This window comes from Maribacter luteocoastalis, from assembly GCF_048890225.1.
Taxonomy (GTDB): domain Bacteria; phylum Bacteroidota; class Bacteroidia; order Flavobacteriales; family Flavobacteriaceae; genus Maribacter; species Maribacter luteocoastalis.
Genome location: NZ_JBMFZG010000009.1, coordinates 168,242 through 189,945 on the forward strand (window position 1 = coordinate 168,242; position 21,704 = coordinate 189,945).

A 21,704-nucleotide genomic window follows, 5' to 3' on the forward strand; every position below is an offset into this window, starting at 1 on the left:
AGTGGACAAGCCAAACATATCTTATATAGAACAACTATCCGGTGACGATGAAACTTTTAAAAAAGAATTCATCAATATATTAGTGACAGAGTTTCCGCAAGAAAAAAAGACTTACGAAAAAGCAATATCCGATATTAACTATGAGGACGCTGTTCAAATCGTCCATAAGCTTAAACATAAATTTAATATCTTGAGTATGTCACAAGCGTATACTTTAGCTGTTGATTATGAAGAGGAACTTAAGTTAAAGAACATGGAAAAAGACCCCGAATTTAATGAGATACTAATAATAATTGAGGGATATTTAAAAACTATATCGTAATGAATTGTATAATAGTAGATGATGAAGCTACGGCCCGGGCCGTTGTAAATCAACTTTGTTCTAAAATAGATGGCCTAGATGTAATAGAACAGTTTGATAATGCCATTGATGCTATTAAATTTTTAAATGAACATACAACCGATGTGGTCTTCCTGGATATTCATATGCCAGGCTTTAGTGGTGTAGATTTTGTTAAGACCTTAAAAAACTCCCCTAAAATTGTACTTACCACTTCAGATACTCAATTTGCTATAGAAGCATATGAATATGAATCTATAGTAGACTATATAGTTAAGCCTATTACTTTGGAACGTTTCGAAAAGTCTATTCAAAAGACAAAGAATGCTATAACCAAAAAAGCGGAAGTTGAATCTAAGAATGGAAACGAGTCCATAGATGATGAGGATCTTTATATAAATATTGATCGTAGGCTTATAAAGCTTAAATTAAAGAATATACTCTTTGTCGAGGCCAAAGGGGATTATATAGACATTACTACTATTACAGGGAAATATCATGTACATACCACTTTAAAGAAAATAAAGGAGAAATTACCAGAAAAGACATTTTTACAAATACATAGATCATACATCATAAATTTCACAAAAATTATAGATATAGAGGATAATAGTGTACTTATTGAAAAGAGTGTATTACCTATCAGCAGATCTAGTAGGCCTGAGTTAATGCGCAGGTTAAATTTATTGTAAAAACACTTTATCTACACATATTAACTATTGGTCTATACCAATCGTAAACTTAACTATTATTCCAAATACAAGACGGTAAAGGCCCCTATTTTTGGGTCAAATATTGATTGGTTCAATGGCGGACCACTTCTTTTTTTTGGTTAGGTTAGGAGTGGTTTTGACGAGAGGCGATCTTACAATCACTGTAAGGTTGCCTTCTTGTTTTTAGTCATTTTTAAAACTGAAAAAAAGCAGAGTCTTACTTTAGAGTTATTTTTTGGAATATAATGTTCCTTTTTAGGGTAAAATCAAAGGACTAAGATTTAACATGATGATATTATTACTGATACAACGTTAAGGACTGGCAAATATGGGTGTTATAGTTGGCTATAGAACAGGGGTACTAGATAAATTGTTTATCCAGAAATACATTGTAATTACCTACACATAAAAACATTTCAATTTTTAACGGTAATGAGTTTGATAAATTGGTTTTAGAGACATTCATAAAAGGTTGTGATTATGTTAGAGGTGTTTTAAACATATCTAGAAATTCAGATTTTATATGGCACAAAATAAGAACGCCTAAAAATTATCTTTCACAAGTAATAAAGGTTGTGGTGCCATTAGCAAAGAAACACAGTGTTAAACGATTAGTGGTATGTTCCGCTTGGGGTGTATCAAAAACTAGCAATGATATTCCTTTATGGTTTAGATGGTTGATAAAAAACAGTAATATTGGCGTCGCTTATGAGTACCATGAAAGACAAGAAGAAATAGTTTTAATATCCTCTTTAGATTGGACCATTATTAGAACTGTAGGACTTACAGATTTCGGTAGGGACAGGAGCTTAAGGTCAGTTGTAATAGCATTCCTAAACCCAGTTTATTGATAGCAAGAAAAAGTGTACCGACTTTTATTATCAATGTGATTAAAAAAAATGAATTTATTAAGGGTGTTCTGGTGATTTCAAATCGCTAATAGTGGTCTGATCTAGTAATCCCCAGTATTAACTTTCTTTTTCATTGTCTCAAAAAATAATGGTTTACTAAGAAAAAGCCATTTTAGTTTTATACCAATTTCTGTAAACTCAAAACCGGCAGCTGTGGCAGAGGCAATGTTACTATATTTTCCGTAAAAATTCCCACTAAAACGTTTAGAGAATTGATATTGAACTCCAGCTTCAGCCCTAAATATTACCGTGTTTGGGTCTTCTTCTACTTTTTGATAACCTGTTGCCGCACTCGCCATGTAGGTTGTGTTTTCAGAAAATTTACCCCTTAGGTCGGCAAAGAGCTCGATTGCCTGGTATTTTTCTGGACTAAAGTATATAGTGGGTACCTGATCATTAAATGTTATGTATTGATAGTTTATCCCCATTTTAAGAGCAGGTTTTTGTAAAACAGTATAATAGAAAGAAGTGAACAGAAGATTTCTAACATTGTTATCACTTTGTTGAGTATGCATAAGCTGGGTGTACCAACCAAAGTTGACATTAGTGCCTAAATTATAGGTTAACCCATAATGATTCTGTACTATCTCCAACCCAATTAAATCTGCATTAAAGTTTTGAATTTCCCTTTGATAGCCAAGTTCCAAATTTTGTAATTTGAGAGGTTGTAACGCCAATCTTATATCAAAAACCGGCTGTACATATGATTCTGTCATGAACTTGGAATTGTTTAACCCGAGTACCGTTTTTAATATGGCTTTAGGAAATAGTTTATAATGTAATCCCGCAATAAGTACATGTGATTTCGCCTGGTTATTGGTCACTGTATTTTGTGTTGTTCTGTAGGTATAGGACAAAGTGGTTCGAAATTTTGTGGAAAACGGGATGTTTGCTGTTGTGTTGGTAGCAAAGGCAATGTTATTGCCATTATCAAAGGTATATGCAAAATGTTCTTCTATTGTTGGGGTATACATAAGATTCAACTTCTCAATAAAGCCTTGGGCATCTTTTTGATTGTTATAAAATTTTAAGGTTTTGAAAGCATAACTATATGCAGGTATAATGCGGTCCGCAGCAAACAAAGCATTGGCTTTGCCAAGGTTTCCATCAAAAGACGTACTGTCATTTTTTAAAATATTATCGTAACTTTTAATACTTTTTTTTGGATTTCCAGTGTACAGTCCTAGTGTTGCTTTTAGGGCGTAGATCCAATTCCTATCCTTGTAATATTTTTCTAGAGACTTAATCTGTTTTTTAGCCTCTATAAATTTTCTATTCCAAATCAATGCCTGTATATGGCGATCTAATGTTTTTTCAGTCAGTTCAAAATCTTTAACCTTAGCTACTTTTTTCTTGGCAGTAATAGTAACCTCAAGAGCTCCTTTGTCGTTTTTATCAATATGTTCTGCAAGGGCTATTCCATTTAAAGCGGTAATAGAATCTTTTGGAGAGGTAGCAAACCTTTTGTAAGTTGATTTTGCCTTATCGGTATCTTTTGTAATTAAATAGAGATTGGCCAAGTTTAAAAGAGCATCTTTATCTTCAGGAAAATCTTCAAAGATAGAAAGCAATAACTTTTCGCCAGTTATATAATCTTGATTGTTAACATAGGTGTTGGCATAACCTAATCGCATGTATTTTCTAGATGTTTTTGCACTATGGTTATCAGGTTCTAAAACTAAAGCCTTTTCGATCCAATCTAAAGCGTTCTCATATTCTTTTAGATTGCTCAAGGTATTTGCATAGCCCAATATTGCACCAAACTTCTCTGGATATTCTTTTACCATTTGGGCATAAAGTGGTTTTGCTTCTTCATATTCTTTAGCCCATAAGTAGGATTCATTATAATTAATCGCAATCTCAAAGTCTCCAGGAAATGTCTCTAATAGTGATGCGAATAATTGGGTTGCTTTTTTAGGTTCACCACTTAAGCCTACAGCTCGGGCGTAACATAGTTTAGCTGTTTTATTGCTAGGATCATGCTTTAAATAGCCTTCAAAAAACATTTCTGCCTCTTGAAAATCACCGTTTTCTAAAAGTTCAAATCCTTCATCCATGGTAGATTGGGAAACCAGAAGTTGTGTGCTAAGGAGGATTAAAAATAAAAATTTATTCATTTAAGTAAGATAATTACTACAAATAGATAACGCTAGGTTTCTAAAATTATTGGTGGTTCTAAATTTTAGTAAAGTTATGTTGGTGAAAGTGAATTTGGAAGTAGTTTAAAAGCAGTTCATCTACAGTAATCTGTTAACCATCATTAATAGACATTATAAAAAGTTTTAAAACAACATTTTTGCCGTAAGAATAATAATTATCTGAACCAAAATAGCAAGATATGGATTTGAGAATTAAAGAAATAAATGGTGTGTTTTCTGTATTTGGAAATTTAAATAATCAAAACATATCCCAGCTACAAGAAAAAATTACTGATTGTTTTTTACACCGAAGACAAGCAGTTATTAATCTTACCAGTTTAGTTCAAATGGATAATACCTCCGCTATTGTTTTACAGAAATTGTACACCAACGCCCTGAGAAGAAATTTGAACTTATTAATAGTGGGTAGAGAGAACAAAATAGTATATAACGTGATGACCCAAATGTGTACTTCCTACATTTTAGGTGAGAGTGCATACCAACATAGTTAAGTTACCACTTTGGATTGACATTTGGATAGTCTTTGTATACCAACTATTGTAAGCAATATTATTTTGTTCTCGTAACTTTTAAGAATAGGGAACAACATCAAAACTGATAATAATAAACCAAAATATGTATTTTATCGAAAATAAGAAAGTACCTACAATATTATTAAGAAAAAACCTTTATAGTGTCATCAATATCTTTATTTAGAAATATCGAAAATATGGCAACTGAGATTAAGGAAGTAAATGGAATAATTAAAGTAGTTGGAAATCTTAACTCCACAAATACTAAAGATTTACAAAATCATCTTGAGAAAATATTGTGGTTCGGCAAAGGCTTGATATTAAATATTGATAAAGTAAAACAGATTGATGCAAGTGGTGCTTATATGTTGGAATCTTTATATAAAAAAGCGAGAATGGAAAATGTGCGCATGTCAATTCTTGGACTTGATAACAATAGTATAGTACAAATTATGACCCAGACTAAAACTAAATATATTTTAAGCAATGACCGTCCTTAAACTTATCCAGAAAAGAATTGCTCCAGAGCAAATATTTATGTTAAGTGTTTTATTGGTAAATGGAGGCAACTATATCTATAATTTATTATTGGGTAGAATCTTAGGTCCCGCTGTTTTTGCGGAAGCGGCCTTATTGGTAACCCTATTATTGGTATTGTCTTTTGTAGGAATGACATTTCAATTGGCCGCTGCTAAGTTTGCCGTTCTTTTTGAAAATGATCAATGGTCCCGCTTTAGATATAATATGTACAAAGGGGCTACTATAATTGGTGTTTTGGCAATGTTAGTATTGCTTTTTTTTGCATCAGATTTGCAACAGCTGTTTCAGACAACAACATCCTCAATGTTCATGGTATTTGCCATAGGTATTCCATTGTATTTTGTAATGAGCGTAAATAGAGGTATTTATCAAGGTAAAATGGCATTTGCAAAATTGTCTACCACCTATCAAACAGAAATGTGGAGTAGGTTAGGTATTACCTTATTACTTCTGGTGACTCTACCATATGAGCCTGCCACATTGGTTGCCTTGGGTATTTTGATATCCTTTTTCTTTGGTATGCTCCCCACGGATAAAAATAATTTTAAGTTTGATAAAACTGCACGTTTAACTGCTGAGAACAATAAAATGGTGTCTACATTTATTGTACTTACCGCCTGTTATGAAGGTACCCAAATTATAATAAACAACAGTGATATTTTAATGGTGAAGCATTATTTCGAAGCAACTGAAGCCGGTTTGTATGCTTCTTTGGCTTTAATTGGCAGGGTAGTCTATTTCGTAGCTTGGATGTTTGTAATGATTTTACTGCCCACCGTAGTACAACGTAAAAAGGATGGATTGGCGACTGCTCCTGTTCTTTTTAAATATGTTTTGATAATTACGGCACTATCTGCCACCATAGTAACGGCATGCTGGTTGTTTCCAGAAATGATAGTACAATTAATGTTCGGTGGTGAATACCTGGCGATTTCAGATTTACTTTGGAAGTATGCTATGGCCACCTCCTTATTTGCCATTTCTAATATTTTCGCCTATTACTACCTGTCCCTTGACCACTACGTACCTGTTATTATATCTGGAATTTTAGGGATATCACAGATAGCTTTAATAGCCCTTTTCCATGAAAATTTATCTCAAGTTGTTGTAGTACAGATTATAGCCATGGCAATCTTGTTACTGTTTCAACTAGGCTATTTCGTTTACAAAAATAATTCAACCAAAAATATCAAAATCAAAAATCAATAATTCTTACCAAAATAATAAAAATATGAAACTAGCAATTGTAACTGCATATCCACCTAGTAAGGTGACATTAACAGAATACGGATACTATCTTGTGAAACACTTTAGGTTGCAGCCAGAGGTAGATGAGATTATTTTAATAACAGATCACACAAAAGGTGAAAAGGATTTGAAGTTTGAGGAAGCAGGGTGTAAAATTACTGTAGCGGAAAGTTGGGACTTTAATAGTTATTCCAATATTTATCGGATTAATAAAACATTAAATAAAACCAAACCGGATGCTGTTCTTTTTAATCTGCAGTTTTTAAAATTTGGTGATAAAAAAGTGCCTGCTGCACTGGGGCTGTTGTTGCCTTTTGTGTGCAAGTTAAAAGGGATTCCTTGCATTTCATTATTACATAATATTTTGGAACAAGTAGATCTGGGCAATGCTGGGTTCACACAGAATAGGGTATTACAATCGGTTTATAATTTTATTGGAACCACACTCACAAAGTTTGTTTTGTCCTCTGATGTGGTGGCAGTTACCATAAACAAATATGTTGGAATTTTGGAGAAGAAATATAAGGCAAAAAATGTAGTTTTAATACCACACGGTTCTTTTGAGACACCGCCAGAACCTAGTTATGAACTACCGGAAGGCCCAAAACAAATTATGGCCTTTGGTAAGTTTGGTACTTATAAAAAGGTAGAAGTTTTAATTGATGCTGTAGAAATTATAAGAAAGCGTACTAATGAAGATATAGAAATTGTAATTGCAGGTACGGATAATCCAAATACACCTGGCTATTTGGATGGGGTAGCTAAAAAATATTCCCATGTAGATCAATTGCGTTTCACAGGTTACGTTGCAGAAGAGGATGTACCTGTAATTTTTGGAGAAAGTGCCGTTTGTGTTTTTCCTTATACTTCTACAACAGGTAGTTCTGGGGTACTGCATCAAGCTGGTAGTTATGGAAAAGCAGTTGTGTTACCTAATTTAGGTGATTTGGCAATCCTAATTGAGGATGAAGGTTATAAGGGTGAGTTTTTTGAACCAGAAAATGCAAATAGTCTAGCGGATTCACTTGAACGAATTATAACAGATGATGCCAATAGAATAGCGTTGTCTAAGGCAAATTATAGAGCAGCATGTTCTTTACCTATGTCCACCATAACAAAAATGTACTTGGATTGCTTCATAGCAATTCAACAAAAGAATTCAGATTTTTCAATATTGGATATCGAACGGTATATGGAAAAGGAAGAGACAACTGTTTAAAAATGTTTGGTTAGTTTGCTTATAAAGAATGGCTCTAGGGCCATTTTTTTTGTTAATAGCTCAACCTTTGAAAACTAGGTTTCTTATTTCCATCTTTATCTATACAACCAAAATATTTTTGAGGTGTTTTTCGCCAGGGTAAATGTCCTACCACAGATGATGGTATTTCCTCAAAATCATACAAGGTCCAAAAGATAAAAGGAAGACCTTCTTCGTTAATAGAGTTTTGCATTTCTTTAAAGTAAACTTCTTGTTTATCCTCTTTTCCAATGAATAAACTCCACAAACCAACATAAGATGAGGTACCATATTCCTGTAACATTAAAGGTTTGTTTTTTGGTAATGTAGATTTTAGATGGTTCAGTGCACTTTTGAAATTTGAAGGCTTTAGATAATAGTGGAATGATACCAAATCAACCTCATCAACTAAATTTTCTGCACCTTCTGTACTGGACCAGCCAATAGTTATGATATTTTCTTGATCCCACGTCTTTACCTGGATTATCATTTCTTTTAACCATGAGGTAACTCTTTTTTTGCCCCTAGTGGCAAAATCCAAGTCTGGTTCATTTTTAATATCCCAAGCAAATAGTGCTGGGTGATTCTTCAAAGTATTTACCACAGTTTCTGCATGTCTATGGGTCAAAGTCCAATCGGTAATATCATAATTGCCATAAAAATCGAAGAGGGTAACAATGGCCTTTAAACTATTGTTTTGAGCAATGTCCAATGTGGATTCTACCTGTGATAATTTCTCGGAATCCACAAAGTTTTTACCAAATGCTTCATAAGGAACAAACAAACGTACGGTATTTAGCCCCATATCTTTAATTGTTTTAAAATCGGTTGCCACAACGGTACTGTCAAAATATTCTCCATACATGTCCCAAGGGTGCTTTTGTGGGTAATAATTAACGCCTTTTACCTCATCAATATTTATATTAGATTTTTTATGATTGATTTGCTTTACAGATTCTGTTGGTATATCTAATTGTTTTATATGTCTTATTCGCCAAAAACCATCTTCTAAAAGCATAATTACTCTGTATGAAGTAGTGTCTCTAGACGCAAATACTATGGTATCATTTAATAGTGTTTCCTTGTATAGGTTTACGTTTTCATCTTTAAAAACAACCATGGTGCCATCTGCACTGTAAAACTCCAAATCTGGTCGGTGATTAAGGGTAGTGATGTTTAGAGTAATATTTTTTGCCTTATTTAATTCTATAAAACGTTCAAATTTAACTAAGGCGCTATCTGTGTAATAGTCGTTTAAGCCATAGGTGTTATTTGAGTTATATGCTAGGTTCTTTACATACCATGCGCGTTTATAATCCCTCTCAATTTCTGAAAGTGTTTGCTTTTCCATGGGTCTACCTTCACCAACAGTGTCTGTCCAAACCACTTTAGGTAAATAAACCTCATGTACTTCACTCTCTAAATGTAACATGGTAGTGCGATCAGCACCAGTGTTTAGATAGCTAAACACCGCTCCAATTCCAAAAATGACTAGCACATTTATCGCAACAAACGATATAATTAGAAAAGCTCTATATGCGTTCTTATTCCGTACGGCCATCTATAAAGTTTAACGTTGTGTCTTTTTGTATTCCGGCAACTAGTATGCCAATGTCATATATACCCGAGGGATAAAATTCCTTGGATATTTCAAAAATCGCCAAACCATTTTTAGTGAATAACTTTTTGCGGTTTTTAATAATATTGTCTTCTGAAGTTATCTGGATATCAACACTTAACCCATCAGAAACCCTTTGTCCTATAAATCCAAATAAGGGTCCTATGGTTAAAATCCTACTTTCTGTATCGATGTCAAATTCATAATCTTTTATAGAAGCGTCAAAATCAACGGTGATAGTATTACTTTTTGCGGCTCCAGTTACGTAAGCCTCAATTTCCCAGGTATCTGGTTGTTCCGGATGTAGTAGCTTTGTAACAACCTTACCGTTAAGTGTATTGCCAACTGTTTGTAATCTCATGTTCTTGTTATTTTTTAAAATAAAATTCACATGTGTGCCGTCACTAACAATATTACCAAATTCATCTTTTATTACATTGGTTTGTAGTTCTATTATTTGGTTTCCATCGGCATAGGTGTGGTCTCTTTTATAACTAATTTTAAAATCTGTAGCTTTTGCTGGAAAAACTATAGTAGTTAGTTGTTTGGAATTGGTTTCATTACAACTTGAACTCACCAAAATTCTTCCAGATTTTTTGGTAGCGCCTATATTTTTCCATGCAATCCCTTTATTGATACGAACTATGTTTGTTTCAATGGTATTTTCAAATTCACTCTTAACGATTACAGGAGTACCATCTAACAAAGTGTTGTCATATTGGTCTGTTGGAATATTGGTAAGCATAGAAAAATCATTGTTACCTGCTGTTATTTGTCTAGGTCCAAAATAGGACTCTATATTGGTTTGGAAAGCGTCCGGTATTATTAGAAATTCACCTTTTAGTAATAACTCTTCCTTATGTATGACTTTCCATTTGATGATTTCTGATTTAGATGTGATTTCCCATGGCAAGCAGTAATTTAAAATTTGTTGATTAACAACTGGTGGAACTAAAGTAGTTCCTATGGCATTGGTTATTATAAGTTTAGGATTTTCATTACCATTATGTTTAAAAGACAAACAAATATCTGAACCAGCAGTGTACGATGTTTTGTGGTTTAAACTTGTTATAGTTGATGGAGCTGATTTTTCAGTTTCTTTTTCGGTTTCATTTTTACATGAGGCAAAAAATAGTATTGATAATATGAATGGAAATATTCTATACATTATTTTGGGTTGCCAATATAACTGTTCAACTCTATTTTAAAGTAATCATAACCAACACCATCTATTGGTTGTAATTGTTCTTTACTATGTTCTATATTACGATTAGGATAGATTTTGTCACTAATTTCAGAGTTACGCAATCCGTTTACAAAACAATTTTCTAGACTGCTATTAAGGGTTTTTAAGTTTTTCAAGTTTTGAAAGGTGAAATCAAAATACTGTTTACGTTGTACCCTAACACCTTCTTTCATAAATTTATGGTCTACCCAAACTAATTTATTGTTGCTGTCATAATAGGATATAATAAGTTGTGGAATGGTAACTTCTTGTATGCCCCCATTAAAAAGTGTCCCTTGGGCTTCATCATCAATAATTTCCAGCTCTTGTAGAGTTATAGATTTGTATAAGTCCGTAGTAGCTACATTACCAGCACATTGTAAATTAAACTTTGTGGGTATTTCTTCAAGATTCAATTGTGTGAATTGGTCAGGGTCAAATGTACTTGGTATATGTTCATCTGGGTTGGTCCAGGCAATACCTTCAAATAAAATCTTAAACACCGTAGTTTCCTTTGGCATTAATTTATGCTTTAGATGAAATTTGGCATTATACTTGGCCAACTCTACGTCGTTATCATTATATAATGTTGCGGACAATACAATATCTGCAGGAACATCATCAACATTCTGTATTTCACCTATAATGGCGTATTCCCCATTTCTTTCTACCAACTTTGCTTGTATAACCTCAAGGACTGGTTGTTTTAAAACATCTTCATGATAGGTTTGTTGTGTTGTGATTTTTCTTCTACCATGATTGTAAAACTGTGTCATATTTGCTGTGAATAGTTGGTCTGGTGGTATGTCCGTATCTAGATTGGTGGATTTTAAATACCATTTCCCATCTCTTTTTACCAAATCATGACGTTCATTTCTGGCAATTTTCTCCAAAGGGGTAATCCATTGCATTCCTACATTGGCAGTTGCGGTAGAATCTGTGGATTCGGATATTGCCACACTAATGGCGTCCATTTTTGCATATGAGCTTAAAATGCCGTCGGTAACCGATACTTCTAACATGAATTGGGCAATAGTCTTATTTCCATCTGGGTCTATATATGAATGGGCACGTTCAAATTCCTTAAAATCTAATGCGTCGTAATAAGAGTAAAGTACATTTTCTGGACTTGTTTGTTCTGTAGTGGTCAAATAAAAAATATAAGCACTTACCGCTAGGAAAACTAGTAAAATAGAGGCCCAAACCAAATTAACGGTTACCAGGTTTTTATTAAAGTTTAGGTAATTGACTTTATAATTTAAGTAATCGGATTTTGTAGCTTTATTACTTTTCAGTGCTCTATACCAAATGGCCTGTATATTAAGTATAAATGCAAACAGGATTGTACTTAAAGGTATAACGCCCCACATAATTTTTAAAGCCGTGGATACATCCTCTTTGGCCAATATTTTAGGTAAGGGTGGTACATTAAGTTTTTCCCACACCATAATACCATTTTCTAGTTGCTGTAACCTTTGCCATCCACAAAAATAGAGTAGTGGGTCATAAAATTTATCGTTGGAGAAAATGTATTTTAAGTTATATTTTTCGGGCACTGTTAAAAACTGTTGCAGAGAACCAATTCCTTCCACACCCCTAAACTTGGAGTTCTCCAATCTTTCTATTGCCCTTGTGGTAAGTTCTGGAAGCCTTCTGGCAGAATGGTAGTTGCCGTCAACCGTCATAGCCTTGGTTTGAGCGGAAAGCCATGCCATTTGATCGCCAAAACCAAGAGGTAGGTAGCGCCATTGGTCGTGTTGGTCTTGGTTTAGAAAATTAACAATGGGAAGCATTTTAATTTTCTGCGGCTGTGACGGTCTAAAATATCCTAGACTCATTGTAAAAATTACCATAAACAATATTCCACCTGCCATTAATCCGCCTAGAATTCTATGGTATACAGGACCAAATCTCTCTTGTAAATTGGCTTTAAGGTCACCTTCCACCATCCTGTAGGCAAATTCACCAAAAATGGGCAATGCCATAATAGTGGCCCAAAGTGTAAAACGGTCTAAGGTTAATATGTTAAAAGCTGTTTCACCCAAAAGCAATAAGGGTATTGGTGTAGTGCCACCAGTTCCCAATATGGTCAGCAAGGTAAAAGAAAGTCCAAAAAACAAATATCTTTTGGAATGCAACCGATAAAATAGATAAGGTAAAACAAACAAAAGTATTCCCCATGGAATTAAGAAGAATACCAGTCCAGATGAGGTTACCTCCAAGAAGTTATCCCTAGATCCATGTGGTATAGGAACCTGGGTTATCGGGTTTTTTTTTGTGTTTATCCAATATGGTAGAATACAAAAGATAAAGAGCACCAATGAGCCTGCTCCAAATTTTACAATTCTCCAAAACAGTTTCAAAAACGACTTCCAAAAAACAAGTAATGTAATTTTTTTAATTGTACCTACTTGGTCGTAGGCATTATCCATGATTACCATACCAATTAGTGGAAAAATGAAAAAGACCATACCAAAAATAGGGGTTACATGATGGGAAGTAACGGTTACCGAGATTAAAGATAGACTAGTAAATAAGTATTTAATTTTTCCAGTTTTTAACCATTGGTAAATTTCTGGGAATGAGTGCATTAAAATAGATAATGCCGCAATACTGGGCAGTTGTCCAAAAATGTGCAATGTCTCAACAAAGGTTGATGAAAATACGGCCAATAACGATGTATATCCGGCAACTCTTCTGTCTCCGGTCATTAAAAGCCCAAAACGATAGGCACCTGTTACAAAGAGGATTATTGCTATTAGGGCAACCGAGAACATACCAAACTTAAGCCCGCCTATATAGGACAATACACCTATGGTTTGATGCACCAATGGTGGATACCCTTGAACAGTAAAACCGGTATACCATCTATAGTCCCATGGTTCAAACCAACTATTGGCATAGTGGTCCGCAAAAAATAAGTGGATTAGTGCGTCATAAGTAGATTCTAATGTGAAGAAAATACTTGAACCATGAAATGCTACTGCAATGAAAATGGCAACAATCAGTAATGTATTGGTATTCTGTTTGATCATTTAAACTAACATACTTTATCAGAGATAAACGTCTAATAATTTATAATCGTACAATATTGCATATAAAACAACGTTAATTGAAAGAAAAAACTTACTTTCCGTATAAAGTAGTTTATCTATACAAACATGTTATTGACCTATTGATAATTGCAAGTTAAGGTTTTGGATTGCTATTAAAAGAGGTCATATCATAATTTCGAAATGCAAACAGGGGAAATCCCTAATTTCTAAAACCAAACTTAATATAAAAAGAAATGAAAATCTTAGCCATTGATGACCAACAGTTGATCTTGCTTTCGGTAGAGAAAAAACTTAAGGAGATAGGGTACGATGTACAAACAGCAGATACCGGGAAGTCAGGGATTGAATTGTTTAATTCTTTCCAACCAGATTTAGTATTGGTTGACATTAATATGCCAGACATGTCCGGTCTGGAAGTAGTAAAGCACATTAGGACGGCCAGTGAATCTGACACCCCAATATTAGTAATGTCCGGTAATACCAATGAGGATGTTATTATGGATGGTTTTGATTTGGGAATAGATGATTATTTAAAAAAACCGGTTAGTTTGGATGAAATGGCTGCTCGTATAAAACGTAAAGTTGGCGTACCAGAAGTAAATATTGGTAAAGAAGACCACAAAGAGGAAACTCAAATGTTACAGAAAAACTGTGTTGGTGTAGTTATACCATGTTATAATGAGGAGGATAGGTTGTCAAGTGACGAGTTTAAGGCATTTGCACATAAAAATTTGGGATATCACCTTTGTTTTGTAAATGATGGTAGTACAGATAACACATTATCGGTACTAGAGGAACTTAAAAAAGCTAACCCAAACAACATAAGTGTATATGATTGTGAAAAAAATGGTGGCAAGGCAGAAGCCGTTCGTCAGGGAACCTTACATTTGGTTAAAGACGCACAGTTGGATTATATCGGTTTTTTAGATGCAGATTTATCTACCGATTTTAGAGATTTTGATGACCTTGTAAAAATCATAGAAACTTCTAGCTTTAAAATTGTTAGCGGTTCAAGAATTGCCCGTATGGGTGCTGATATAACAAAGGAGTCAGCTAGGGCGATAATTAGTCTTACCATAAATAAGATTATACAAACCATTTTGGGAATGCCATTTAAGGATACTCAATGTGGAGCTAAAATTATGGATAGGGAAATAGCTTCATTAATGTTTCAAGACAAATTTATTACCAAATGGTTATTTGATGTGGAGATATTTATGAGAATGAGAAAGCATTATGGTAAAGTTGAAGCTAGGAAATTAATTTGTGAACAACCTTTAAAAAGATGGATACACGCCGACGGTTCTAAGCTATCAATGAAAGATTCGGTTAAGATTGTTGGCCAACTTGGTCAAATAGCTTTCCATTATAAATAAAACAAAGTAAATTGATTCAATAAAAAAGCCTTCCAAATTTGGAAGGCTTTTTTTGTGACCGGGCTGGGGCTCGAACCCAGGACCCTCTCCTTAAAAGGGAGATGCTCTACCAACTGAGCTACCAGGTCATAATTTAAACGCAATCTTTTGCTGTTTGCGGGTGCAAATATACACCCTATAATTTATTTAACAAGTCTTATTTATTAGATTTTTTATTTTTTTTTGAAATCGATTAAAATATGATCAATTTTACACAAAATTAGAAGGTGAAAATTGTATTGGTAGGTTACATGGGAAGTGGTAAAACCACGATAGGAAAATTGGTTGCTAAAGCATTGGAATTTAATTTTTTAGATCTAGATGAATATATTGAAAAAACAGAAAAAAAATCTGTTAGCGATATTTTTTCAGAGAAAGGAGAGGTCTATTTCAGAAAAATGGAAAATTTTTATTTAAACGAGCTTTTAGCCATAGATGACGATTTAGTCTTGTCGGTTGGTGGTGGTACACCTTGCTTTGGAAGTAATATGCAAGATATAAACAAAGCCACCCTTAATTCTTTTTACATACGGGTTTCTATTTCGGATTTAACGGATAGGTTGGTATCCCAGAAAGCCAAACGACCTTTAATTGCGCATTTATCTGAAGATGAATTACCAGAATTTATTGCTAAACATCTTTTTGAACGTAGTTATTTTTATAATCAGGCCCACAAGACTGTATATAATTATAACAAGACCCCAGATGAATTAAAAGAGGAAATACTTAAACTTTTAGTCTAGAAAAACCCGATTGTTTTTACTTTCGAAAAGAACATTTACATGTTCTTGTAAAGAAGTAGAAAGGGATATTCCCTTATAATCTGCCTTCACAGGGTATTTTTTATGGTTTCGATTTACAAGAACGGCAGTCTTCAACTGTTTTAATGGCGTTTTTAAGAAATGATGGACACCATAAATTAATGTTGTTCCTGAGTTTAAGACATCATCTACCAATACCACAGATTTGTTTATAAAATCCTTTTCGGCTAAAGAAGTAGAAACACCGCTTTTCAACGGATCCTTTTTGTCCATGTTAACTTTGCATAAGGTAATTTGGGCAGTAGTTATTTTTCTTAAAACGGTAATTAACTTTTTTGCAAAATTTATACCTCCACCTTCAATACCGGCAACAATGATTTCCTCTTCGTCCACATTGGCTTCATATATCTGATAGGCAATACGTTCAATTTTGTATTGTATTTGTTGGTGTGAAAGAATGTTCTGCTCCATAGAAATAACTTTAAAAGAATAAAGATAGGTATGTTTTTAAAAAATGTATTAGTAACCTATTGTATTTAAGGTTTTACGTTGAAATACAATGAAACTTAGTCAGTTTTATCCAATGGTTCGTCTAAATAATCATCAATTTCCCTACGATCCTTCTTGGTAGGCCTCCCTGTACCTTTTTTTCTATAATAATCCTTAGAATATTGTAAAAGTTCATTATGCTCAAAAGCCTCTTTTGGCGTTGTGTCCTTTCTATAAATATCTACTAATTTAGCACTGACCCGACTCGTTGGTATATCCAATACTGTTAATTGATAATCAATTTGATTTTTACGCACCACAATTTTATCCAGGGGCAAAACTTCCTTTCCTGGTTTAGCTATTTGCCCATTTATTTTGACATGACCTTTTTTACAAATAGTACTGGCCAAGTTTCTTGTCTTAAAGTAACGGGTACTCCATAAGTATTTGTCTATCCGCATTGCAATTAAAAATCTTTGTTAAGATACCCCACAAAAATAGGGGAAAATACTATCTTGCGCCCTTGTAAAAATGTATTGATGAAATTTAAAAATGTTTATTTTTTAGTACTTACCATAATTTTGGTCTGGTCGTGTAAAAAGGATGATGATTCGGTTGCAGAGGTAGTTCCACCAAGACTGTTAAGTGAAGTTGCGGTTGAGGATGATGCCGAGATTCTTGAATTTTTAAGTACGCATACTTTTAATTATGAGGATTTTAGATCACCTACTACTGATTTTGATTTTAAAATTAAGTTTGATACCATTACCAGTGAAAATTCTGATCAAACCTCCATCTTAAATATAAATACTGAAAACATTCCTGGAATGGAACTGATTACAGAAACGATATCAGTTGCATCTTCAGAATTTTCAAGGGATGATGAGGAAGTTATTGATCACAAGTTATACGTGCTAGTTGCTAGACAAGGAACTGAGGAAGGGAAGCCAACTATAGGTGATAATGTAAATATTAGATATGAAGGTTCATTGCTGGATGGGACCTTGTTTGATGCCTCTAGTGAACAACCTATACGTTTCAATCTTTCAAATGTTGTTCGTGGTTTTGGAAATGGCGTAGAATATTTTCAAACAGGAATGGGGCCTATAGAGAATGGTGATGGTACAATTACTTATAACGGTTATGGTGTTGGAGCATTGTTCATACCCTCTGGTTTAGCATATTTTGCCTCTGCGCAGGGCTCTGTTATTTCTGCCTACACGCCACTAATATTTAAAATAGACACCTTTTCTTATGAGCCTGATACTGATTTTGATGGTGATGGCATTCCTTCAATTTTAGAAGATGTAAATAATGATGGTAATTTGAACAATGACAATACGGATGATGAATCCGAACCTTTTACTATTTATCTTGCCAATTATAATGACACTGATGATGATGCAGATGGTATTCCTACCATTGAAGAAATAAATTTAAAAGAAGATGGTAGTTTTGACAGTTTTAAAGATACCGATGGCGATGGGATTTATGACCATTTGGACAATGATTTGTAGACTGGAATAAAACTTTAAAAAAAGCCTCTTGACAATCAAGAGGCTTTTTAATATGCAAAATGTTGATTTTATATTTTTAGTGATAGACTCAAGATTATTTGATCGGGTCTGGTATCTACTCTATCACCGCTTAGACTGGTAATATTTGAGTTTATAAAATTTATTTCATTTTCTGAAAATCCACGTTCATATCTAACATCTATTCCTAATTTTCCCAAATTCACTCCAGCTCCTATATGTAAGCCAACCGTAAAATCATTCTCGATATCATCAATGGTTACGCCATCAAATTTGGTGTTTAAGATATACTGGAATGATGGTCCGGCAAAAATATTCAATGGTCCAATTACTTTAAACCCTGCAAGAACTGGCAAGTCTAATTTGTTTATTTTAAGGTCTCCTTCATTATAACCAGAAGTAGTGCTGGTGTAAACCAGTTCTGGTCTTACGTAAATTTTATTTCCTAGTTTTCCAAAAACACCAATGTGGTATCCAACATTTTTATCTGGGCTACGAATGGCATTCTCTGCAGAGTCAAAAAAATCACCATTTCCGTTGTAGTTCAAACCTCCTTTTAATCCAAAACCAGATCCAGACTGTGCGAATGAAATTAACCCAGTAAAGAATAATGCGGTAATCAAAAATGTTTTTTTCATAATAGTTTATTTTTTAATTGATGAATAGGTATCAATAACAATACCAAACGTTTCAATTCTCGTTATACCATGAAAACGTAGGGTGGGTATCTTTATTGTTCGGTATTTTTTGTGTAGTATATCTTTGGTTTTTATTAAGTTTTAGACGCTTGGAGTTCATTATCTTTACGACCTTATTCTATACTATTGAAATTTACGTTACATAAAACAGACCTACAGTCTAAAGCTAGGGCAGGTATCATGGAAACCGACCATGGTAAAATAGAGACTCCTATTTTTATGCCGGTGGGTACGGTGGCTTCTGTAAAAGGAGTACATCAGAAAGAACTAAAGGAAGAAATTAATCCAGATATAATATTAGGGAATACCTATCACTTGTTCCTAAGACCAAAGATCCATATTTTAAAACAGGCAGGTGGCTTACATAAATTTATGGGTTGGGATAGGAATATTTTAACCGACAGTGGGGGTTATCAGGTATATTCCTTATCTGGAAATAGAAAAATTAAAGAAGAGGGAGTTAAGTTTAAATCGCATATAGATGGGTCTGTACATCTGTTTACTCCAGAAAACGTAATGGAAATTCAACGTGTCATTGGAGCGGATATAATTATGGCTTTTGATGAGTGCACACCATACCCCTGTGATTACAATTACGCCAAAAGGTCTATGCATATGACCCACCGCTGGTTGGATCGTTGTATTGACCATTTGAAAAAAACACCTTTTGAGTATGATTATTCTCAAAGTTTTTTTCCAATAGTACAAGGATCAACGTATAAAGATTTAAGGAGGCAATCTGCAGAGTATATTGCCAATGCCGGGGCGGAGGGGAATGCCATAGGGGGACTTTCAGTAGGGGAGCCTGCCGAGGAAATGTATGGTATGACAGAAGTGGTATGTGAGATTCTACCAGAAGATAAACCAAGATATTTGATGGGTGTTGGCACGCCAATAAACATATTGGAAAATATTGCACTGGGCATAGATATGTTCGACTGTGTGATGCCAACTAGAAATGCTAGGAACGGAATGCTATTCACTGCACACGGTACAATAAACATAAAGAACAAAAAGTGGGAAGATGATTTTTCACCGATTGATGAAATGGGAACCACGTTCGTAGATCGAGAGTATTCAAAAGCATATCTAAGACATTTATTTGCGGCCAACGAATATCTAGGGAAGCAAATCGCCACTATTCACAATCTGGGATTTTATCTTTGGTTGACACGTGAGGCTAGAAAACATATCTTGGCTGGGGACTTTTATGAGTGGAAAAATAGAATGGTAAAACAAATGGACAAAAGGTTATAATGTTATCCATAATTGATAGATACATATTAAAACGTTACCTGCTTACATTTTCTGTAATGCTCTTATTATTTATACCCATTGGGATTATGGCCAATCTTGCCGAACAGGTGGGGAAAATGATAGATAATGAAGCGCCACTTAATGAAATAGTTGTGTATTATATAAATTTTACGATTTATATCGGTAGCCTCCTATTTCCAATATTTCTCTTTTTATCAGTTATTTTCTTTACCTCTAAACTTGCAAACAATACTGAGATTGTTGCTATTTTAAGTTCAGGAGTATCTTATGGTAGGTTTTTAAGGCCCTATCTTATTGGTGCTACAATGGTAGCTATTTTAATGTTTTTTATGACCATGTTTATTGTGCCCAAAGCAAGTGTTGGTTTTAATGAGTTTGTGTACAAATATTTAAAGAAGGGCAAACAAGATAGGGTTACCAATAATATTTTTAATCAGCTTAACGAAACAGATTTTATCTATGTGAGTAGTTTTGACCCGGCCAGAAAATTGGGCAATAATTTTACATTTGAAAGATTTGATTCCGTTAATAAGTTAGATTTTAAAATATCTGCCAATAACATTAGATGGGTAGAAAAAGATAGTAACTATCGTCTAACTTCTTATGTAAAGCGTAAAATGGTAGGTGATTCTGCCCACATAGAAAGTAAACGACGTTTAGATACTATTTTTCAATTTAAAATAGACGATTTAACACCGGTTTCCTATGTTGCGGAAACAAAGAACCTGTACGAATTGGACAAGTTTATCGCAGACCAGAAACGAAAAGGAGCCTCAAATATTAACACCTATATTTTGGTAAAATACAAACGATGGGCTTTACCCCTAACGGCATTTATTTTAACCATAATAGCCGTAGCAGTTTCGTCAGTTAAACGCAGAGGTGGAATGGGTGTAAATTTAGCCTTTGGCATTCTTGTGGCCTTTGTATTTATATTTTTTGACAAGGTTTTCGGAACCTTGGCGGAACAGTCTGGTTTTTCACCTTTGTTGGCTGTTATAATTCCAAATGTACTATTTGGTCTCTTGGCTTTTTATCTACTACAGAATGCAAAAAGATAGGATTGGTAATCTTATACATTTACATTTTATTGTTTTTATATGGGGGTTTACCGCTATTTTAGGTAAGCTTATTTCTATTGACTCCTTACCATTGGTCTGGTTTAGGATGGGTATGGCCACCATTTTTATTCTCTTCTATGTCTATTTTGCGAAGCTAAATTTAAGAATAAGTACTAAGGCTTTTATATGGATGGTAGTAGGTGGTATTGTGGTAGCATGCCATTGGGTTACTTTTTTCTATGCTATAAAGGTTTCTACGGTTTCAATAGCGTTGGCCATGATGTCTACTGGAGCATTTTTCACCGCTTTAATGGAACCATTTTTGTTCAACAGGAAAATAATAGGATATGAAATTATTTTGGGTTTATTCGTGATGCTTGGGCTGTATATGATATTTAAGGTCGAAACTACTTATGTTTTAGGCATGGTAATAGCTTTGGTGTCAGCATTTCTGGCCGCGGTATTTTCTCTTATTAATGGTAAGCTCGTTAAAAATAACAGGCCTGCAGTAATTTCTCTTTATGAGTTGGGTATTGGCGTATGTTTTTTAACCCTGGTATTAAGTTTTCAGGGAAGTTTCTCAATAAGTTTTTTTAAACTTAATGACCAAGATTGGCTTTACTTATTCTTACTGGCACTAGTTTGTACTTCGTATGCTTTTATAGCATCGGTAAAGGTTATGAGGGTACTTACGCCATACACTGTAATGTTAACTACTAATTTAGAACCAGTTTATGGCATTTTACTGGCTTGGTGTATTTTCGGCTCTGAAGAAAAAATGAACCCTTATTTTTATGTAGGTGCTTTTATCATCCTTTGTACTGTTATTATTAATGGTATTTTTAAACAAAGGGCCAGTATAAAACAGGGAGAAAGGGTTTAATACACATGAAAGTTTATATCTTTGC

The 21,704-nt window shown here is 34.1% G+C and carries 20 protein-coding genes and 1 tRNA gene; 13 read left to right on the forward strand and 8 right to left on the reverse strand.

Features of this window, described 5'->3' with window-relative positions:
• The first annotated feature begins 1 nt into the window (after nucleotide 1).
• The 3 genes from ACOCEA_RS15755 to ACOCEA_RS15765 all read left to right on the forward strand — a co-directional run bounded on the left by ACOCEA_RS15755 (nucleotide 2) and on the right by ACOCEA_RS15765 (nucleotide 1,904).
• A complete protein-coding gene (locus ACOCEA_RS15755) occupies nucleotides 2-322 on the forward strand; it encodes an Hpt domain-containing protein (protein WP_420757223.1) in 321 nt (106 codons plus the stop codon).
• Complete coding sequence (locus ACOCEA_RS15760) at nucleotides 322-1,032, forward strand: LytR/AlgR family response regulator transcription factor (RefSeq protein WP_420757224.1); 711 nt, start codon at nucleotides 322-324, stop codon at nucleotides 1,030-1,032. The genes ACOCEA_RS15755 and ACOCEA_RS15760 overlap by 1 nt, the downstream gene beginning before the upstream one ends.
• Nucleotides 1,033-1,466: 434 nt before the next feature.
• Entirely contained in the window at nucleotides 1,467-1,904 is a 438-nt protein-coding gene (locus ACOCEA_RS15765) for an NAD(P)H-binding protein (protein WP_420757259.1), read from the forward strand.
• A gap of 101 nt (nucleotides 1,905-2,005) precedes the next feature.
• On the opposite strand, the gene ACOCEA_RS15770 is transcribed toward ACOCEA_RS15765, so the two are convergent.
• Nucleotides 2,006-4,081: a tetratricopeptide repeat protein gene (locus ACOCEA_RS15770; protein WP_420757225.1), complete on the reverse strand. Its 2,076-nt coding sequence runs from the start codon at nucleotides 4,079-4,081 to the stop codon at nucleotides 2,006-2,008.
• 221 nt (nucleotides 4,082-4,302) lie between these two features.
• On the opposite strand from ACOCEA_RS15770, the gene ACOCEA_RS15775 reads away from it, so the two are divergent.
• From ACOCEA_RS15775 to ACOCEA_RS15790, 4 genes are all read left to right on the forward strand, one after another.
• A complete protein-coding gene (locus ACOCEA_RS15775; protein ID WP_420757226.1) occupies nucleotides 4,303-4,614 on the forward strand; it encodes an STAS domain-containing protein in 312 nt (103 codons plus the stop codon).
• A gap of 218 nt (nucleotides 4,615-4,832) precedes the next feature.
• The gene (locus tag ACOCEA_RS15780) at nucleotides 4,833-5,135 is read left to right on the forward strand and encodes an STAS domain-containing protein (RefSeq protein WP_420757227.1); all 303 of its coding nucleotides are present in this window, start codon (nucleotides 4,833-4,835) and stop codon (nucleotides 5,133-5,135) included.
• On the forward strand, nucleotides 5,122-6,384 hold the full coding sequence (locus ACOCEA_RS15785; protein ID WP_420757228.1) for an MATE family efflux transporter: 1,263 nt from the start codon (nucleotides 5,122-5,124) through the stop codon (nucleotides 6,382-6,384). The genes ACOCEA_RS15780 and ACOCEA_RS15785 overlap by 14 nt, the downstream gene beginning before the upstream one ends.
• 22 nt (nucleotides 6,385-6,406) lie before the next feature.
• Entirely contained in the window at nucleotides 6,407-7,642 is a 1,236-nt protein-coding gene (locus ACOCEA_RS15790) for a glycosyltransferase (protein ID WP_420757229.1), read from the forward strand.
• 52 nt (nucleotides 7,643-7,694) lie between these two features.
• Here the strand turns inward: ACOCEA_RS15790 and ACOCEA_RS15795 are convergent, their stop codons facing one another.
• From ACOCEA_RS15795 to ACOCEA_RS15805, 3 genes are read right to left on the reverse strand one after another with little or no spacing between them, the layout of a single operon-like run.
• Nucleotides 7,695-9,221, reverse strand: a complete 1,527-nt coding sequence (locus ACOCEA_RS15795; RefSeq protein WP_420757230.1) for a glycoside hydrolase family 2 TIM barrel-domain containing protein — start codon at nucleotides 9,219-9,221, stop codon at nucleotides 7,695-7,697.
• A complete protein-coding gene (locus ACOCEA_RS15800; protein ID WP_420757231.1) occupies nucleotides 9,205-10,446 on the reverse strand; it encodes a hypothetical protein in 1,242 nt (413 codons plus the stop codon). Before ACOCEA_RS15800 ends, ACOCEA_RS15795 begins: the two co-directional genes overlap by 17 nt.
• The gene (locus tag ACOCEA_RS15805; protein WP_420757260.1) at nucleotides 10,446-13,535 is read right to left on the reverse strand and encodes a hypothetical protein; all 3,090 of its coding nucleotides are present in this window, start codon (nucleotides 13,533-13,535) and stop codon (nucleotides 10,446-10,448) included. Before ACOCEA_RS15805 ends, ACOCEA_RS15800 begins: the two co-directional genes overlap by 1 nt.
• 257 nt (nucleotides 13,536-13,792) lie before the next feature.
• Between ACOCEA_RS15805 and ACOCEA_RS15810 the strand changes: the two genes are divergently transcribed.
• Nucleotides 13,793-14,935, forward strand: a complete 1,143-nt coding sequence (locus ACOCEA_RS15810; protein ID WP_420757232.1) for a response regulator — start codon at nucleotides 13,793-13,795, stop codon at nucleotides 14,933-14,935.
• Nucleotides 14,936-14,990: 55 nt separating this feature from the next.
• Here ACOCEA_RS15810 and ACOCEA_RS15815 read toward each other — a convergent pair.
• Nucleotides 14,991-15,063: transfer RNA gene (locus ACOCEA_RS15815), tRNA-Lys, on the reverse strand.
• Nucleotides 15,064-15,201: 138 nt separating this feature from the next.
• Between ACOCEA_RS15815 and ACOCEA_RS15820 the strand changes: the two genes are divergently transcribed.
• Nucleotides 15,202-15,717, forward strand: coding sequence for a shikimate kinase (locus ACOCEA_RS15820; protein WP_420757233.1), 516 nt, complete (start codon nucleotides 15,202-15,204; stop codon nucleotides 15,715-15,717).
• Here the strand turns inward: ACOCEA_RS15820 and ACOCEA_RS15825 are convergent.
• Nucleotides 15,709-16,206 (reverse strand): phosphoribosyltransferase domain-containing protein, encoded by a 498-nt coding sequence (locus ACOCEA_RS15825; RefSeq protein WP_420757234.1) that lies wholly within the window; start codon nucleotides 16,204-16,206, stop codon nucleotides 15,709-15,711. The genes ACOCEA_RS15820 and ACOCEA_RS15825 overlap by 9 nt on opposite strands.
• 95 nt (nucleotides 16,207-16,301) lie before the next feature.
• On the reverse strand, nucleotides 16,302-16,685 hold the full coding sequence (locus ACOCEA_RS15830) for an RNA-binding S4 domain-containing protein (protein WP_420757235.1): 384 nt from the start codon (nucleotides 16,683-16,685) through the stop codon (nucleotides 16,302-16,304).
• A 78-nt stretch (nucleotides 16,686-16,763) separates the two neighbouring features.
• On the opposite strand from ACOCEA_RS15830, the gene ACOCEA_RS15835 reads away from it, so the two are divergent.
• On the forward strand, nucleotides 16,764-17,741 hold the full coding sequence (locus ACOCEA_RS15835; protein WP_420757236.1) for an FKBP-type peptidyl-prolyl cis-trans isomerase: 978 nt from the start codon (nucleotides 16,764-16,766) through the stop codon (nucleotides 17,739-17,741).
• A gap of 68 nt (nucleotides 17,742-17,809) precedes the next feature.
• Here ACOCEA_RS15835 and ACOCEA_RS15840 read toward each other — a convergent pair whose 3' ends face one another.
• On the reverse strand, nucleotides 17,810-18,397 hold the full coding sequence (locus ACOCEA_RS15840) for a porin family protein (RefSeq protein WP_420757237.1): 588 nt from the start codon (nucleotides 18,395-18,397) through the stop codon (nucleotides 17,810-17,812).
• A gap of 186 nt (nucleotides 18,398-18,583) precedes the next feature.
• On the opposite strand from ACOCEA_RS15840, the gene tgt reads away from it, so the two are divergent.
• From tgt to ACOCEA_RS15855, 3 genes are read left to right on the forward strand one after another with little or no spacing between them, the layout of a single operon-like run.
• Nucleotides 18,584-19,714: a tRNA guanosine(34) transglycosylase Tgt gene (gene tgt, locus ACOCEA_RS15845; RefSeq protein WP_420757238.1), complete on the forward strand. Its 1,131-nt coding sequence runs from the start codon at nucleotides 18,584-18,586 to the stop codon at nucleotides 19,712-19,714.
• Nucleotides 19,714-20,796 carry an LptF/LptG family permease gene (locus tag ACOCEA_RS15850; protein ID WP_420757239.1) on the forward strand — a complete coding sequence of 361 codons (1,083 nt, stop codon included), beginning with the start codon at nucleotides 19,714-19,716 and terminating at the stop codon, nucleotides 20,794-20,796. Before tgt ends, ACOCEA_RS15850 begins: the two co-directional genes overlap by 1 nt.
• Nucleotides 20,783-21,679, forward strand: coding sequence for a DMT family transporter (locus tag ACOCEA_RS15855; RefSeq protein ID WP_420757240.1), 897 nt, complete (start codon nucleotides 20,783-20,785; stop codon nucleotides 21,677-21,679). Before ACOCEA_RS15850 ends, ACOCEA_RS15855 begins: the two co-directional genes overlap by 14 nt.
• Nucleotides 21,680-21,704 lie beyond the last annotated feature (25 nt).